Genomic DNA, 15,548 nt, shown 5'->3' on the forward strand with positions numbered 1-15,548 from the left:
ACAACGCACGCTCCGCGACTGGAGTGTCCGCTTGGATGTTCGTAGCCTACCTATAAGGGATTGAAACTGATTTCGGTCGTCTGGTTGAAGATGTCGTTGCCCGTTCGTAGCCTACCTATAAGGGATTGAAACGGCCGCCATCCATCCCCCGTCTGCCCGAGGATTGGCGTTCGTAGCCTACCTATAAGGGATTGAAACTGATGAGGATATAGAGCATATATATGAGGATATGGGGTTCGTAGCCTACCTATAAGGGATTGAAACCTGAGGGGGAGGACGCTCTTGACGACCATATACATTACGTTCGTAGCCTACCTATAAGGGATTGAAACCGACCTTCAGCAGGGGAATGAGAGCCTCTGCTGGCAGGTTCGTAGCCTACCTATAAGGGATTGAAACGTCGTCGGCGCTCCAGATACGTCGAGCGGGATAGGCCGTTCGTAGCCTACCTATAAGGGATTGAAACGGCCGCGCGATATGCCCGCGCAGCCGGGTGCACGCGAGTTCGTAGCCTACCTATAAGGGATTGAAACTTCTGCTGCGGGCGGCCGAGCCGCTTCGGGCCGTTCTGTTCGTAGCCTACCTATAAGGGATTGAAACCAGACGCGGATCTCGGTCCTGCCTGCGGTCGCAGTGCGCGTTCGTAGCCTACCTATAAGGGATTGAAACGTCCGTCCTGCCTGGCCGCGCGATATGCCCGCGCAGTTCGTAGCCTACCTATAAGGGATTGAAACACGCATCTCCATGCTCGAACCTGAGGAGGACGTTTGTCGTTCGTAGCCTACCTATAAGGGATTGAAACAGGCACGCCTGAACAGGGGTTCTACAGCGCTGGCGACGTTCGTAGCCTACCTATAAGGGATTGAAACAGGGCTACGAACCAAATTTTCTTACGAATGTCGACGGTTCGTAGCCTACCTATAAGGGATTGAAACGCCCCCGCTGGGTAGCTGTCTCCCATTGTGCACGCGTTCGTAGCCTACCTATAAGGGATTGAAACCTGCCGCGCCCGAGGCATTTTTCCATCGGCGGGTCGGTTCGTAGCCTACCTATAAGGGATTGAAACCTCACCGGGGCCCACGCAGAGCAGCTCCCCGTGCGAGTTCGTAGCCTACCTATAAGGGATTGAAACCTGCGGGATGGTGTCCGAGGGATTGCCCTGCGTCCAGCGTTCGTAGCCTACCTATAAGGGATTGAAACTCGATGTGGGCTGTGACGAGCAGAGGCTCCATGTCGGGTTCGTAGCCTACCTATAAGGGATTGAAACGCAAGCTGAGCAAAATGAGCAGCAGCCTGAGACAGAGTTCGTAGCCTACCTATAAGGGATTGAAACCGTTCACGAACATCCGCAACGAGGTCGGCAAGGGCAAGTTCGTAGCCTACCTATAAGGGATTGAAACGCTTAACAAACATGTAGATAAGCACAAGCACCCCCCTAGTTCGTAGCCTACCTATAAGGGATTGAAACCTGATGTTCGACAGTCGCACCAATGCAGCAGGCCCGAGTTCGTAGCCTACCTATAAGGGATTGAAACTCGTCCTCCAGCATCCTCACGACATCCCTCCAGTGCGTTCGTAGCCTACCTATAAGGGATTGAAACGCGGGTGTACAAATCTCTGTTTGCGTTGTAAATAGGAGTTCGTAGCCTACCTATAAGGGATTGAAACGGTGCGGCTGATGCGCTAATGCAAAAAGAAGGCAAGTTCGTAGCCTACCTATAAGGGATTGAAACGGGAAGTCGGTTCCCGGAAATACGGCAAGGGTATCCAGGTTCGTAGCCTACCTATAAGGGATTGAAACGCGGGTGCGGGATCCGTAGCAGCACGTCGGGCTCCGTTCGTAGCCTACCTATAAGGGATTGAAACGCTGAAACTCAACGGCGATGTGATCCAGGGGACGTGTTCGTAGCCTACCTATAAGGGATTGAAACTGCTGCTGTCGGCGTGCAGCGTGCTGGCGATGTACGGTTCGTAGCCTACCTATAAGGGATTGAAACCAAGGTGGAGACCGAAGACAACACCTACTACGTAGCAGGTTCGTAGCCTACCTATAAGGGATTGAAACGAGAGGTGGCAGGTTGCGCTCCATCTTCGGCAGGATGTTCGTAGCCTACCTATAAGGGATTGAAACTCGACAAGCGTCCAGTACTCGCGCTTGTTCTTCCCGAGTTCGTAGCCTACCTATAAGGGATTGAAACAAATCTAGTTCTTCTGCAAGTTTTGTTGCCGCTTCGGTTCGTAGCCTACCTATAAGGGATTGAAACCGTATTCGTCGGGAGCCGCCCGCCGCTCGGGGTCCCGCGTTCGTAGCCTACCTATAAGGGATTGAAACCTGGCAGCCGTGGACGACATATAAGACGGGTGCCTAGTTCGTAGCCTACCTATAAGGGATTGAAACTCGACGTAGGCCTCCCAGCCCTTCCCGACAAACCTCGTTCGTAGCCTACCTATAAGGGATTGAAACGGGGCAAACGGTAACATACGAGGCCCGATATGACGAGTTCGTAGCCTACCTATAAGGGATTGAAACGCACGCGCACCTGCCGCCCATCCTGCACCTGGTATTCGTTCGTAGCCTACCTATAAGGGATTGAAACGCACCCGGGGCTCGGTATTCGACTGATCTGACTGAGTTCGTAGCCTACCTATAAGGGATTGAAACCCCATAGCAGTGCTCCCAACACCACCAGTCCTAGGCGTTCGTAGCCTACCTATAAGGGATTGAAACTGTTCACGTAAACGTCCTGCCCGCTGTCTACCGGAAGTTCGTAGCCTACCTATAAGGGATTGAAACGAGCCTACATAGTAGGTCCGACCGCAATCGACGCATTGTTCGTAGCCTACCTATAAGGGATTGAAACAACAAAAAAAGGAGAAAGGAAGAAATGAGCGAACATGTTCGTAGCCTACCTATAAGGGATTGAAACGCGGGCCACGATCGAAGGCGTTACCCCCAGCGCCCTCGCGTTCGTAGCCTACCTATAAGGGATTGAAACTACTCACTGGGCTTGGGGAGCTCGCAGTAGACCCCGGTTCGTAGCCTACCTATAAGGGATTGAAACGCACGCGAGTGCGCATTGGTGATGGATCCCGACAGCGTTCGTAGCCTACCTATAAGGGATTGAAACGACGCCCGTGAAATGGTAGGCGTTGTAGCCCAGTCCGGGTTCGTAGCCTACCTATAAGGGATTGAAACTGGGTTTTACCCTGGAGGTCCCCGTGCCGGTCATACGTTCGTAGCCTACCTATAAGGGATTGAAACAACACAACGGTCCGGACCTACATAGTAGGTCCGACCGGTTCGTAGCCTACCTATAAGGGATTGAAACGGATACAAGCGGATATACGTATCGGTCCAGGAGAGGGTTCGTAGCCTACCTATAAGGGATTGAAACGGCGTGAAAACCTGCAGACGCAGATGGCAAACGTCAGTTCGTAGCCTACCTATAAGGGATTGAAACTGCCCTGGCATACGGGGCAGTCGTCCCGCAGGATCCGTTCGTAGCCTACCTATAAGGGATTGAAACGGGTAGCTCCCCGGCATGCGCTGGCAGGTGACGACGGTTCGTAGCCTACCTATAAGGGATTGAAACACATGCTCGGACGTCACCGGACGCCCCAGCTATGAGCGTTCGTAGCCTACCTATAAGGGATTGAAACAGCTGGCGCGGCTTCGGCCGCGGCCAGGAGGTCTCTGTTCGTAGCCTACCTATAAGGGATTGAAACGATATACGACGCCTCTTCGTTCGCAGACTTCGTTGCAGTTCGTAGCCTACCTATAAGGGATTGAAACGAAGGTTGGTGCGGTTGTTGATGTCTCCCAACGCAAGGTTCGTAGCCTACCTATAAGGGATTGAAACCATCCAGAAGCCTATCCCGGCAAGCAAGGCGAGTGCGGTTCGTAGCCTACCTATAAGGGATTGAAACAAGTCGTGGGGGCTGTGTGTGCCCTGTTTTCGAAGTCGTTCGTAGCCTACCTATAAGGGATTGAAACGGGAGCGTGCCTTTTGGGCAGTCCCGCCCATTTTGCGTTCGTAGCCTACCTATAAGGGATTGAAACACGCCGTGGGCTACCACCATACATATGTGCCCGATGGTTCGTAGCCTACCTATAAGGGATTGAAACTCCGGTCCGGAGGAGTGCGCCCGAGAGCGCCAGCGCGTTCGTAGCCTACCTATAAGGGATTGAAACGCAGACGGCGAGAGGACACGCCGACCCCAGGCACCCCGTTCGTAGCCTACCTATAAGGGATTGAAACGCACAAATGAGCTAGCTGAGGCCCTAGGAGTGGACGTGTTCGTAGCCTACCTATAAGGGATTGAAACTTTCCGAGCGCGGCCTCTACGAGCAGGTGCAGCGCAAGTTCGTAGCCTACCTATAAGGGGTTGAAACGTTCGGCGGCCCCGTGCGGATAATTGTCGAACATGTGAGTTCGTAGCCTACCTATAAGGGATTGAAACCCTCGTCCGGCTGCAGTTGTAGCCACCTTGTCCCGGAAGTTCGTAGCCTACCTATAAGGGATTGAAACTCCAGCGAATTTTGCAGAACTATTGTTCCAGAATATGTTCGTAGCCTACCTATAAGGGATTGAAACCGCCCAGGGGCCCGATGTGGGGAGCTGGGCCTCGGGGTTCGTAGCCTACCTATAAGGGATTGAAACCCGGCAACAGGTTTCCCACCCTGACAATTACGAACGTTCGTAGCCTACCTATAAGGGATTGAAACGCATACGTCGGTGCGTTCGGCTCCGCGGCGCAGATATGTTCGTAGCCTACCTATAAGGGATTGAAACTTCGTCACCTCCGTAGTAGTAATATTCATGCTCTCAAGTTCGTAGCCTACCTATAAAGGATTGAAACGTCATCCTTTCGTATAGCCCTGCGCTTGCGGATCCTGGTTCGTAGCCTACCTATAAGGGATTGAAACGGCCTCTCGGCGAACCCGAGAGGCACGGATGACGCGGTTCGTAGCCTACCTATAAGGGATTGAAACCGGATCCGCGCGGGAAGCTTTTGCCTGCGTACACGGGTTCGTAGCCTACCTATAAGGGATTGAAACACGTGAGCACTATAGATAAGCTGGTCAATGATAATAAGTTCGTAGCCTACCTATAAGGGATTGAAACAAACGACTATCAAATCGATAGCAACGACTATCAAAACGTTCGTAGCCTACCTATAAGGGATTGAAACTGCGCACCCGCAGCTGCGCGCTTCCCGTCCAGCCCGCGCGTTCGTAGCCTACCTATAAGGGATTGAAACAACCTCTGCCCGCGGGTGTGCACCGCAAATGGTGCGCCGTTCGTAGCCTACCTATAAGGGATTGAAACGCTCCTCCCGCACGAAGCGGGAGATCTGGGTGGGGGAGTTCGTAGCCTACCTATAAGGGATTGAAACCGTCGCGGGCGGGAGATCCCCATAGCCAGGGGGGCCGTTCGTAGCCTACCTATAAGGGATTGAAACACGAGCGCGTCCCGTTCGCCACGCGCTTCGCGGACGTTCGTAGCCTACCTATAAGGGATTGAAACGCTGCCACCGCCCCTGCCCCTGCAGACGGCGTGTGGCAGTTCGTAGCCTACCTATAAGGGATTGAAACGCCTGAGGTTACCCCTGAAGGTCTTACCACCCTACGTTCGTAGCCTACCTATAAGGGATTGAAACAAGGCAAGATTCCCTGGCTCTATCTGTCCCAGTTTCTCGTTCGTAGCCTACCTATAAGGGATTGAAACTCCCGTTCGCAGGATCCCCGTCGAGCGGTATGATCGGCCGTTCGTAGCCTACCTATAAGGGATTGAAACGCCGCTCCAGCACGGCTGTGGAGATGGCGGGTTGGTCGTTCGTGCCCTACCTGTAAGGGGTTGGGGTTCGTCAGGTGACCCGACTCCACCTCGCCATGCAGGAAGTTCGTGGCCTACCTGTAATGGGTTGGGGTGGCGAATTTCCTGCTACAACCTCTTGCTCCTCTGCCAAGATGCTTCCTCCTGGTAGTTTCTCCTATGCGCTGCCGGTTCTAGCCGCTTCTTTCCCTCTCGGCCTACCTCGGCCTACAAGGACCCCGCAGCAATTTCCCCCCTTGGACACACCGGGGCGCTTTGTACCATCCTCATGAGCCTCGTCCCCAGGCTGCTTGGAGGAGCGAGCCTTCCCTTTGCCTTGCGGAACTCAATGCCTATCACCTCCGCTGCTAGGTATGGTCTGGGATCAGCTTGCAATTGCCTCCTGCCTGCTGCCTGTCCCGACGCTTGGCACTATGCCAGGCGCGTCCCTTAGCTGCCGACTCCGCGCCCATCATGCAGGGACGAGTCCCAACTCGCGCCATCGCTGCTCCACGCGCATCCGCAGGTACTCCGCCGGTGCTAGTTCCATTCCCCCTCCCGGACTCGTCACCTCCACCTGGACCGGCCGGCCAGCGTGCCAGCTAACGAGCGTGGCCAGCTCGCGGCGCACATCGCTGGTGACCAGGCTCGCCGCCCAGGTCGTGGCCACCTCCAGGACTAGGGTGTTGTCGTCGCGCCACCAGACGGGTCGACCGTGCAGGTGCTGGGCGATCCGCGGCAGGCGCTCCTCGAGCAGGTTGTGCAGCGCCACCGCCAGGGGCCCTCGCTCGCGCCGGCCGGGCATATTTTGCTGGGTACGGTCTGCCTCCAACTGGGTGGGTTTGTCACCTTGGTGGTGGGTAGGGTTCGTAGCCCTCACAGCTTGCTGTGGGGGGTAAGGGGGGTTAATATCTTGACGGTTATTTTGACGGTTAATATTTGACGGTTTCCCTGACACAGCTGTCAGGGTTTGAGTGTCAGTATTGTCAGGGTTTGGTGTCACAATTGTCAGGGTTTGGGAGTTGCAAACCCTGTCAGTGTTGTCAGGGTTTGAGGAGGCTTTACCCTGTCCTTCTGTCAGGGTTTGCTCGCTGTGATTAGCTATGGGCCTGCGTACCTGCTTGGGTGGTTGATGTCCTCTTAGCACCTCCAGCATGAGCTTATAGCGGTTGCTGCGGCCCTTGCCTCCTCCTGGTATGACGATGATGTAGCCTGCCCTTGCAGCGCGCGCTAGGATCCTGTATACGGTGCGCTCGGAGAGTCCCGTGCGGCCCGCAAGGGTGCGCACGCTTGGCCAGCACTCCCCCTGGTCGTTGGCGTAGTCGGCGAGGGCCAGCAGCAGAAGCATGTCGTTGCCCCGTAGCCTGTCGGCAGCTTGCCATACCTTCTGGGTGATCTTGATGCTCATCGGTTTACCTCCCTGGTGGATGTGAAGCTGGTCTGCTCGAGAACGGCATCGGCCACCCAGCCCCGCAGGGCCCTGCTGCCGATGAGCGGGGTGCCGAAGTGCCAGCGGGTGGAGGGATAGCCCCCTTCGATCGCCTCGCCGTCGTCTGTGTACTGCAGCAGATGCACCGTAGTGCCGGGCGGCAGCACCTCTATCACCTTGTGGGTCCTGCCAGGACCCGTGCGCAGGTTGACGCGGGCTGAGATGGTGCGCGCTTGCCAGCGCTCAGCAAATACCCTGTAGCCGGCGTGGTAACCCTTGTGGGTGAGCACCATCCAGCTGCGGAAGTTCTCCCAGGCCTCCAGCCAGGAGAGCGATAGCCTCACGCCCTTCCAAGGGTTCAGCCAGCGGGTCTCGGCCCCGGGATCGTCCACGCCGTAGCAGACCATGAAGTGGCCTCCCTGGTCGTGGGCGAAGTCGGCGTAGAAGAGCGCGATCGTCAGGTGGCCCAGAGCGACCTGCTGCCTGAGGACCTGGCGGAAGCGGTCGAAGGTGTCGACCCAGGCGGCGGAGGCCGGCACGCCGTGGTCGTCGAGGTAGCGGACGATGTCGGCCACGGAGGTGTAGCCCAGGTGGTCCTCGCCGCGCATCTCGTCGACGATCGCATCTGGATAGAACATGCGTCCGTGCGTATAATAGAGCACCATCGCCACACAGGCCGGCCCGCAGTTGTTTAGGCCGTTCCAGGCGCCATCGTACGGGGCGCTGCGATCGAGTTGATCAACTGTGCGGGTGCGCGCGATGGACAGTCCCCCCTCCATGATGTGGGGGATGATCGAAGGATCAAGAGATATCTCGGCCAAAGTGTACCCTCCTTGTGAGTCATTTGGGGGTTCCCCCCGAAGATATTGTATCGCACATAGGTTTTCTAAATCTACAGTATGCACTTGATTAAGATTCTATGTTCTGCTATATTGCGCCTAGACGCCCCTTCCCATAGCCGAAAGGAGTCAAGGCAATGGGAGACAAACTGATGGACGTGGCGGCCACCTTCGGGATGGCCTCCATGCTGCATGGCCTGCTGGACGTCCACCTGGGATGCGACGACTACGGCATGGTGCTCTCTGTGGCGATCATCCTGATAGTCCGCTACCTGGCCGGCAGCAGCCTGTGGCAGAAGATCAACAAGGCAAGGGAGGACATCGAGCGTGAAGATGATCGCAAGTAGCCCGGAAGTCGTGCCCCTGCCCGTGCGCACCGGCAGGGAGATCCTTCGAGACCTGTTGGAGATACTCCCCCGCGCCGTCGAGGAAGTGCTCGCCGAGGAGATCAAGCCCCAGCAGGCGCAGGCCGCGGCGACCCTCGCGCGCGCCATCCTGGCGCTGGTGGAGCAGGCCGAGCTGGAGGAGCGCGTGAGCGCGATCGAGGAGCGCCTGAGGACCCTCCGGCGGGAGGACTACCGATGAGGGCGTTGACTCCCACCCTGCTGGAGGCGCAGAGATTCCCCGCACCCATACCGGTGATCGGCCAGCTGATAGTCTCCACCCGGCGCTGGGGCCTCCTCCTGCCGAGCACCTCACAGCTGTACTCCGAGACCTCCGCCGGCCACCGCTTCGCCGCCTGCCTCGCGCCCGATGGCTCCGTCGTGCGCGCCAGGGTCACCCCCGCCGGCGAGCTGTACATCAACCGCGTGACCTCTCCCCAGAGCGCCCCTTCCTCGGCGTGGACCTCCTGGAGCCTGCTGGCGACGGGCATCTCGCCCAGCGTGACGCCCGCACTCGGCAGCACGGGCACCGCCCAAGTGATGCTGGCGTACGTCCGCAGCGGGCAGCAGGTGCTCGCCACGCGCGTCAGCACCGACAACGCCCAGTCCTGGGGCAGCGAGATCACCGTCTACACCGAGAGCGGCACCGACGTCATCCACGCCGTCGCCGTGGGCACCAAGTACCCTCTCACCGGCACCAACGAGCGCATCTACACCTGGGTCTACGGTCCGCCCACAGCCGGCACGAGCGACAAGGCAGTCCGCGTCCGCCGGCGCGCGGCCTCCGGCGCTTGGGGCACGGTCGTCACCTGGACGGGCGACCTCTTCCAGGCGGCCACGGGGATGGCGGTCGCCATCGGCGCCGACGCCTCCACCTGGCAGCTGGTCATCACCGGCCGGCGCGAGGGTGCCTCCGCCGTGTGGACCTGCAGCTACAACGATTCCACCGGTGCGTGGTCCTCTCCCCAGCTGCTGGATCGCGCCGAGGACGCCGACCACTACGCCTTCTCCCAGCCATCGATCGCCCGCCTCGATGCCACGCGCATCTTCTGGTACGCTGCCCGTCCCGAGGCCACAGGCCGCACGCACCACTGCACGCTCCTGCCCACAGGCAGCACTCTCCCCGCCCCCACGCAGCTACAGGAGCCGGCGATCGCCACCGCTGACTACCTCCTCGGCGAGAGGTCGGCCTGGCAGCTGGGCTGTCTCGAGGAGGCCGTGGACCTTGGGGCCGATGTGCTGGCGTACACCTACCGGGAGCCCCGCGAGCTGGTCGTCACGCTGCAGTTCGGCGACAGGTGGCCCCGCGATAGCTCCCCCGCGGCGCTACCAGAGGCCCTGCGGCTAGGCAGCTGTGTGCGCCTCTCCAGGGGACTACAGACCTCCCAGGGCGTCGAGCTCGTGCCCCTGCCAGAGATGATGATCGCATCCATCGACCGCCATTGGAAGGACGGCACCCCCCTGCGGGCAACGATCCACTGCGTCTCCGCCTGGGAGCATCTCGGCGCCGTGCGGCCCCAGCGACCACGCACCTGGCAGCGGGGCAGCCGCACCATAGGCCAGCTCTTGGCCGAGGTATGTGCTCTTGGGGGTATCCAGCTGCAGGGCATGAACGCCAGCGAGCTGCTCGCCCAGCCCTCCCTCACGATCTCCGCCGGCACACCGCTCCTACAGGCGATGGAGACCCTCCTGGAGCGCGTGCCCCACAGAGTGCGCCCAGAGGGTGATGGCCTGCAGGTGGCGGATCCCAGGGCGGAGTTCGCCGCCACTTACGGCGATGGTGGGCACCCGCTGTGGGAGTACCGCGACCGAGAGGAGCTGCCGGCCGCCAACTACGTGCAGGTGTACGGGCTGCCGGAGAGTCCCGCCTACCGGGGGCAGGTGTACTACGGCGAGGCGCTGGCAGGAGTGGAGCTGGGCGCACGCGTCCACAAGGTGGTGGACCCGCTGGTCGGCTCCTCCCAGGAAGCCGGCGTACTGGCGGCCGCTCAGCTGCTGGAGCTCACCCGCAGCACGCAGGCGGGCAGGCTCAAAGCGCCCCCGCACCTCGGCCTGCAGGTATGGGACCGCATCCGGATCATCCCACAGCAAGGCGCAGAGCCGATCGAGCGAGTGGTCACGGGCATCGAGGAGCGCTATGACGCTGGCACCTGGCAGCAGGTAGTCCACCTCGGATGGGAACGGTAGGGCGCCTATGCAGAGAAACCTTCACGGAGGCAACCTTGCGCTCATCCCCGCAGGCGGCATACGCAGCGGGGACACACAGAGAAGCCTTCACCTCCTTCTCCTGGCGAGAGGGACAGATCCATCTTACCCCCAGCCCCCCTTCTCCTGGGTGGAGAAAAGGGGGGCATACCCCTCACACACCTGTGCTTCCCGAAGGCGGACGATGATCCCAAGCCCTCTCGGGAGTGATGTGAGGGGCGCCCCCGCCCTAGAACGACGTGGTCAGGTCGAGGACTTTCCCCTGGCGGGCGGACTCCAGACACTTGATCATGATCTCCAGCGCGTGCCTGGCATGCTCGGCGCTCAGCACCGGCTTCTTGCCCTCCCACACACAGTCCACCAAATGGTCCACGAGGATCGCCCTGCCCAGGCGGTTCATCCGCTCTCCCTCCATCTGCAGCCCCCAGGACTCCGGCACGATCCAGCCGCCAAGACCGGGCACGGCATCGGTGCGGAAGACCTCCACCGGCGGTGCCCCCTCGCGGATGGCGCGATGGTCGGCGATCTGGATGGTCCCCTGGCGGCCGAAGATCTCGAGCTTGGGCGATTTGGCGGCATTGACGTTGAAGGTGGCATCAACGAACGCAAAGGTCGCCTGCCCAAAGTCCAGCATGATCAGGGTGTTGTCGTCGGCCGTGACCTCGATCTGCTTGCCGGCAAACGGCCCCCCGCGCACTATCCTGTAGGGCTCCGTTATGCCCGAGAAGGCGAACACCCTGGTGGCAGGTCCCAGTATGCCGGTGATCTCGTGGATGCCGTACACCCCCATGTCGAAGAGCGGGCCCGATCCCTTCTGGTAGAACCAGCTGGGATCTCCGGGCCACCAGCTAGAGCCCGGCCCACCATGCGAGGAGCGTACCCTAGCAAACGCCACCTTGCCGATGGTGCCCTCCTGCACCAGCCGGCGCACCTCCCTGTAGTGGGGGTAGAGCATGTCAGGCGGGGAGCAGACGACGGTGACGCCCTTGGAGGCGGCGATCTCGATGATCGCGTCGGCGTCCTCCATCGTGGTGGCGATCGGCTTCTCGGTCGCCAGGTGCTTGCCGGCCTCCACGATCTTGCGCGAGGTCTCGCCGTGGACAGGGATCGGTGTGAGGTTCACCACGGCGTCGAGCTCCACCTTCTCCAGCATCTCGTCGAGGCTGGCGAACACGTGCGGGATACCGAAGCGCCTGGAGGCCTCCTCGGCCTTCTCCACCACAGGGTCGGCTATGGCCACGGGCTCGACCTTCTCAGGGATGTACTTCAGGTTGGGGATGACCCCATGGTCGAAGGTGGCGATCATGCCAGCGCCAAGTATGCCCAACTTCAAAGGCTTGCGTTCCATGTGTGCCTCCAAAGATTATATGTTTTTGAATTAGGGTTAGACCCAGCCCTGCAGGTAGCTGACGGGGAGCGGCAGGCTGATGGCGGTGCCTTCCTGCGCGGAGAGGATGCCGGCCTCGAGCACCTCCTGCGTCATAAGGCCCACCTCGGGGCTGCACAGGCCCTCTATCGGCTTGCGCTGGCGGACGTGCGAGAGGAAGAACTCGGCGCTGTTGCGCATCCCCTCTGGGGGCTGTGGCACCTCGATCTCCTGGCCCTCGTCGTGCTGGGCGTCGGCCAGCAGCAGCTGCTTGCCCCTCACCAGGATCGTGCCCTCGCTGCCGTAGAATGTGGGCTCGTAGCTCGTGAGGTGACCGATCTGCGTCCAGGAGGCGACGGCCGTGCTCATGGCCCTGGCATGCTGCATGATCAGCACGGCGTTGTCGTCCGCCGCCAGGTCGCGCTTGCGCAGGCGGGCCATCGTGGCCGTCACGCGCGAGGGCAGCCCCAGCAGGTAACAGGTCATTGCCGCGCCGTAGCAGCAGTAGTCCATGTAGGCACCGGCGCCGTTGCGCAGGGGGTCGTACAGCCAGTCGCAGAAGTGGGTCGAGCAGCCGATCTCCCTGGGGCCCGCGTGCGCCGAGCGGTAGTGCACTTGGTATAGCTCGCCGATGCGCCCCTGGTGGATGAGGTTGAAGGCATGCTGCACCGCGGGCGACCAGGCGATGGGCCAGTTGACCATCAGGATGGTGCCCGCCTCCTGGGAGGCGACCATCATGCGGTTGGCGCCCGAGAGGCTGGAGGCCATGGGCTTCTCCACCATCGCGTGCAGGCCCCTGTCGGCGGCCAGCTCCACCAGCTCCACGCTCTCTAGGTTGTCGGAGAAGACGTACACGGCGTCGAGCTCCACAGCGTCGAGCATCCGCTCGTAGTCGTCGAACACCTGCGCATGCGGGTAACGCTGGGAGAACCTCTCCCGCAGCTCCTCGTGCAGGTCGGCGGCCGCCACCAGCTCACCGTCTTGGCAGCCCTCCAGCGCCTCCAGGTTGGACCACACGTGGTCGTGCGTCAGGCCGAGCACCCCCACCCTTATCTTCTGTGCCATTGCGCTCCTCCTTCTGGTGATGTGTGCAAGGTTGATCCCCTGGGTATGATAAAACGTTTGCCGACTTTTTGCCAGAAGGAGTTGGGGAGGCGGTCTCCCGCCTTCCCCGCTAGATGAGTGGAGGCACGTCCAGCCCGTACCGGAAGGTGTTCTCTGGGTCCATCGCGGCCTTCAGCTGCTTGAGTCGAAGGAAGGCCTCCGACGAGAAGGCGTTCGGCGTGTATCGGCGTGCCTCCTCGCCGTCGATGAAGTTGATGTACACCTCATCAGTCAGGCATGGGGCGATCTTGGCCTTCAGATCGTCCGTGTGCCGGCGGAAGTGCTCAAGGGACTCAGGTGTGGGGGTGATCCCCACCAGCTCGAGGCTGAAGGGGTTGTGGCGGTGGCTGAACGCCGCCTCGTCGGCCCCTACCCTGCTGATAGCGCCCCCTGCATGCCTGATCTCCGCAAAGAGCAGCGTGGGTGGCCCCCCCTGTGGGAGGGTGTAGCGGGCGATCGCGTCGATCGCGTCGTGGCTGATCGTCCGCATCCACGCGCCTGTAACGCCGGCAGGGATGGGATCCACCGGGTCCTGGCTGATCATGTCCGACTGCAGGAAGGGCATCTCGTGGAAGAAGTCCATCACCGGCGGCCTCCATGCCCGCCAGGAGTCGATCAGCTCCTCGCCGTGTCCCACGTCGCCGCAGTAGCAGCCGCGCACCATCACGAAGGACTTGCCCTGCAGCTCCACAGGGACGAAAGGCAGCGGCGGGATGTTGATGACGACGACCGCAGACGTGAGCTCCTCGGGCACATCCTGGACCCATTCGGCCCAGCGAGCCATGACCTCGTGCGCTGCCTCGGGCGGGTAGAGCAGGTTGCCCGCGTACACCGTGCTCACGGGGTACAGCTGGATCTCCATGGAGGTTACCACTCCCAGGCCGGCCCCTCCCCCACCGCGCATGGCCCAGAAGAGCGCGGGGTTCAAGTCCTTGCTTAGGCGCATGCTATGGCCATGAGCGTCCACCATCTCGAAGGCGAGCACCGAGTCGCAGCAGAGTCCGTACTTGCGGGCTAGCCACCCCATGCCGCCGCCAAGCGTGAAGCCCACCGCTCCCACATCGGAGGACGACCCCAGCAGCGGCGCGAGGCCGTGCTTCTGCGCCTCCTCCAGCACTGCCTTCCACTTCGTGCCGGCTCCCACCCAAGCCGTGTGGGCCTCAGGATCCACCCTCACCCCCTGCATCGCAGTGATGAGCAGCAGGGCATCATCGGCAGGCAGCCTCGTGCCGTGGCCCGTGGCCTGTACCGCCACCCCCAGGTTCTTCAGCTCCGCAAAGCGCATCGTTGCAGAGACCTCCTCCGGCGAGCGCGTCACCACGATCATCGCGGGGTGCTGATCCGTTGTCAGGTTCCATGCCGCCCTCGCGGCATCGTACTTTGGCTCCCCAGGCAGGATGACCTCACCCACCTGCGAGCGCAGCGTATTGACCTCATCGATCATGACCAGATCCGACATATACTACACCTCCCCTTACTCTTCGCCCCCGAACACAACTGCTATCCCCCGGCGCAGACGAGGATAGCAGCGGGGCGCGCCCAACACCCCACAGCATCCCCAAATCATCCCACCGCATAGCTACCTCACAGGCCCGAAGGCGATTTGATACGCTAAGTATGCATGGCGCACTAGAGAGCTGCCACACACGATGCACACACAATCACCCACATCTACGCTCCCGACATCTAGAGCTGGACGTACGCAATAATTCATCCTAAATTGTTGATTTTTAAGTTTTAAATGTCTATTATTAACACATGTTATGGCAATTTTTGCCCAGCACATGTGATGGTCGGCTTGCCGGCGGCCGGGGCCATGCATGGACATCAAGCAGCACAAGGAGATGTGAAGATGAACGAGGAAAGAAGACAGGTACTGCAGATGCTCGCCGAGGGAAGAATCACCCCCGAACAGGCGGAGCAGCTGCTCGAGGCGCTCGAAGAGCAAGGTCGGGAGCAACCCTCCGCACAGGTGGAGCCTCCGGGGCAGCCAGCGGCACGCACGGAGCCTCCGGTGGGCACGTGGAGCATCGGCGGCATCGACCTCGACCGCCTGGTGGAGATGAAGGCTGTGGGCGTCTCCCCGGACTACATCAGGGAGATGCAGGCCCTGCTGGGCAACGTCTCCCTCGACGAGCTCATAGAGATGCGAGCCGTGGGTGTAACCCCAGATTTCGTGCGGGAGGTGACAGCGATCGTGGGGAAGCTCCCCACCGACAAGCTGGTGGAGATGCGAGCCGTGGGCATCACGCCCGACTTACTACGACAATGGAGCCAGGTAGGGTTCGACCTCTCTGGAGAGCAGGGAGAGCAGCCACCATCAGGTGGGTCCTTCAGCTGGGAATGGGGGCACCTGCGCCCCCCGCGACGAGCGGAGGAGACCGGTGAGTAAGCATCTGGAGGTGG

At 60.5% G+C, this 15,548-nt stretch carries 9 protein-coding genes and 1 CRISPR repeat array; of the genes, 4 read left to right on the forward strand and 5 right to left on the reverse strand.

Going from position 1 to position 15,548, the window contains the following annotated elements; translation table 11 throughout:
- The first annotated feature begins 37 nt into the window (after nt 1-37).
- A CRISPR array of direct repeats spans nt 38-5,798; the repeat unit is 30 nt; unit sequence GTTCGTAGCCTACCTATAAGGGATTGAAAC.
- 490 nt (nt 5,799-6,288) lie between these two features.
- On the reverse strand, nt 6,289-7,224 hold the full coding sequence (locus N2245_RS10945; protein WP_494536772.1) for a helix-turn-helix domain-containing protein: 936 nt from the start codon (nt 7,222-7,224) through the stop codon (nt 6,289-6,291).
- Nucleotides 7,221-8,150 (reverse strand): cysteine peptidase family C39 domain-containing protein, encoded by a 930-nt coding sequence (locus N2245_RS10950; RefSeq protein WP_494536773.1) that lies wholly within the window; start codon nt 8,148-8,150, stop codon nt 7,221-7,223. The genes N2245_RS10945 and N2245_RS10950 overlap by 4 nt, the downstream gene beginning before the upstream one ends.
- Before the next feature lie 71 nt (nt 8,151-8,221).
- Here N2245_RS10950 and N2245_RS10955 point away from each other — a divergent pair, with 71 nt between their 5' ends.
- The 3 genes from N2245_RS10955 to N2245_RS10965 are packed head-to-tail and all read left to right on the forward strand — an operon-like array spanning nt 8,222 to nt 10,654.
- The gene (locus N2245_RS10955; protein ID WP_494536774.1) at nt 8,222-8,431 is read left to right on the forward strand and encodes a hypothetical protein; all 210 of its coding nucleotides are present in this window, start codon (nt 8,222-8,224) and stop codon (nt 8,429-8,431) included.
- Entirely contained in the window at nt 8,412-8,669 is a 258-nt protein-coding gene (locus N2245_RS10960) for a hypothetical protein (RefSeq protein WP_494536775.1), read from the forward strand. The genes N2245_RS10955 and N2245_RS10960 overlap by 20 nt, the downstream gene beginning before the upstream one ends.
- Nucleotides 8,666-10,654, forward strand: a complete 1,989-nt coding sequence (locus N2245_RS10965) for a hypothetical protein (protein ID WP_494536776.1) — start codon at nt 8,666-8,668, stop codon at nt 10,652-10,654. Before N2245_RS10960 ends, N2245_RS10965 begins: the two co-directional genes overlap by 4 nt.
- A 247-nt stretch (nt 10,655-10,901) precedes the next feature.
- On the opposite strand, the gene N2245_RS10970 is transcribed toward N2245_RS10965, so the two are convergent.
- The 3 genes from N2245_RS10970 to N2245_RS10980 all read right to left on the reverse strand — a co-directional run bounded on the left by N2245_RS10970 (nt 10,902) and on the right by N2245_RS10980 (nt 14,601).
- Nucleotides 10,902-12,020: a Gfo/Idh/MocA family protein gene (locus N2245_RS10970; protein WP_494536777.1), complete on the reverse strand. Its 1,119-nt coding sequence runs from the start codon at nt 12,018-12,020 to the stop codon at nt 10,902-10,904.
- Nucleotides 12,021-12,056: 36 nt separating this feature from the next.
- The gene (locus N2245_RS10975) at nt 12,057-13,103 is read right to left on the reverse strand and encodes a Gfo/Idh/MocA family protein (RefSeq protein WP_494536778.1); all 1,047 of its coding nucleotides are present in this window, start codon (nt 13,101-13,103) and stop codon (nt 12,057-12,059) included.
- A gap of 109 nt (nt 13,104-13,212) precedes the next feature.
- Nucleotides 13,213-14,601 carry an FAD-binding oxidoreductase gene (locus N2245_RS10980; RefSeq protein WP_494536779.1) on the reverse strand — a complete coding sequence of 463 codons (1,389 nt, stop codon included), beginning with the start codon at nt 14,599-14,601 and terminating at the stop codon, nt 13,213-13,215.
- 393 nt (nt 14,602-14,994) lie between these two features.
- Here N2245_RS10980 and N2245_RS10985 point away from each other — a divergent pair, with 393 nt between their 5' ends.
- On the forward strand, nt 14,995-15,534 hold the full coding sequence (locus N2245_RS10985; protein WP_494536780.1) for an SHOCT-like domain-containing protein: 540 nt from the start codon (nt 14,995-14,997) through the stop codon (nt 15,532-15,534).
- Nucleotides 15,535-15,548 lie beyond the last annotated feature (14 nt).

Source organism: Thermobaculum sp. T2p (assembly GCF_059335935.1).

Bases quoted from the DNA above. Each gene is read 5' to 3' on its own strand.
- N2245_RS10945 (WP_494536772.1), bottom strand. From the start codon at position 7,224: ATGAGCATCAAGATCACCCAGAAGGTATGGCAAGCTGCCGACAGGCTA.
- N2245_RS10955 (WP_494536774.1), top strand. From the start codon at position 8,222: ATGGGAGACAAACTGATGGACGTGGCGGCCACCTTCGGGATGGCCTCC.
- N2245_RS10965 (WP_494536776.1), top strand. From the start codon at position 8,666: ATGAGGGCGTTGACTCCCACCCTGCTGGAGGCGCAGAGATTCCCCGCA.
- N2245_RS10970 (WP_494536777.1), bottom strand. From the start codon at position 12,020: ATGGAACGCAAGCCTTTGAAGTTGGGCATACTTGGCGCTGGCATGATC.
- N2245_RS10975 (WP_494536778.1), bottom strand. From the start codon at position 13,103: ATGGCACAGAAGATAAGGGTGGGGGTGCTCGGCCTGACGCACGACCAC.
- N2245_RS10980 (WP_494536779.1), bottom strand. From the start codon at position 14,601: ATGTCGGATCTGGTCATGATCGATGAGGTCAATACGCTGCGCTCGCAG.
- N2245_RS10985 (WP_494536780.1), top strand. From the start codon at position 14,995: ATGAACGAGGAAAGAAGACAGGTACTGCAGATGCTCGCCGAGGGAAGA.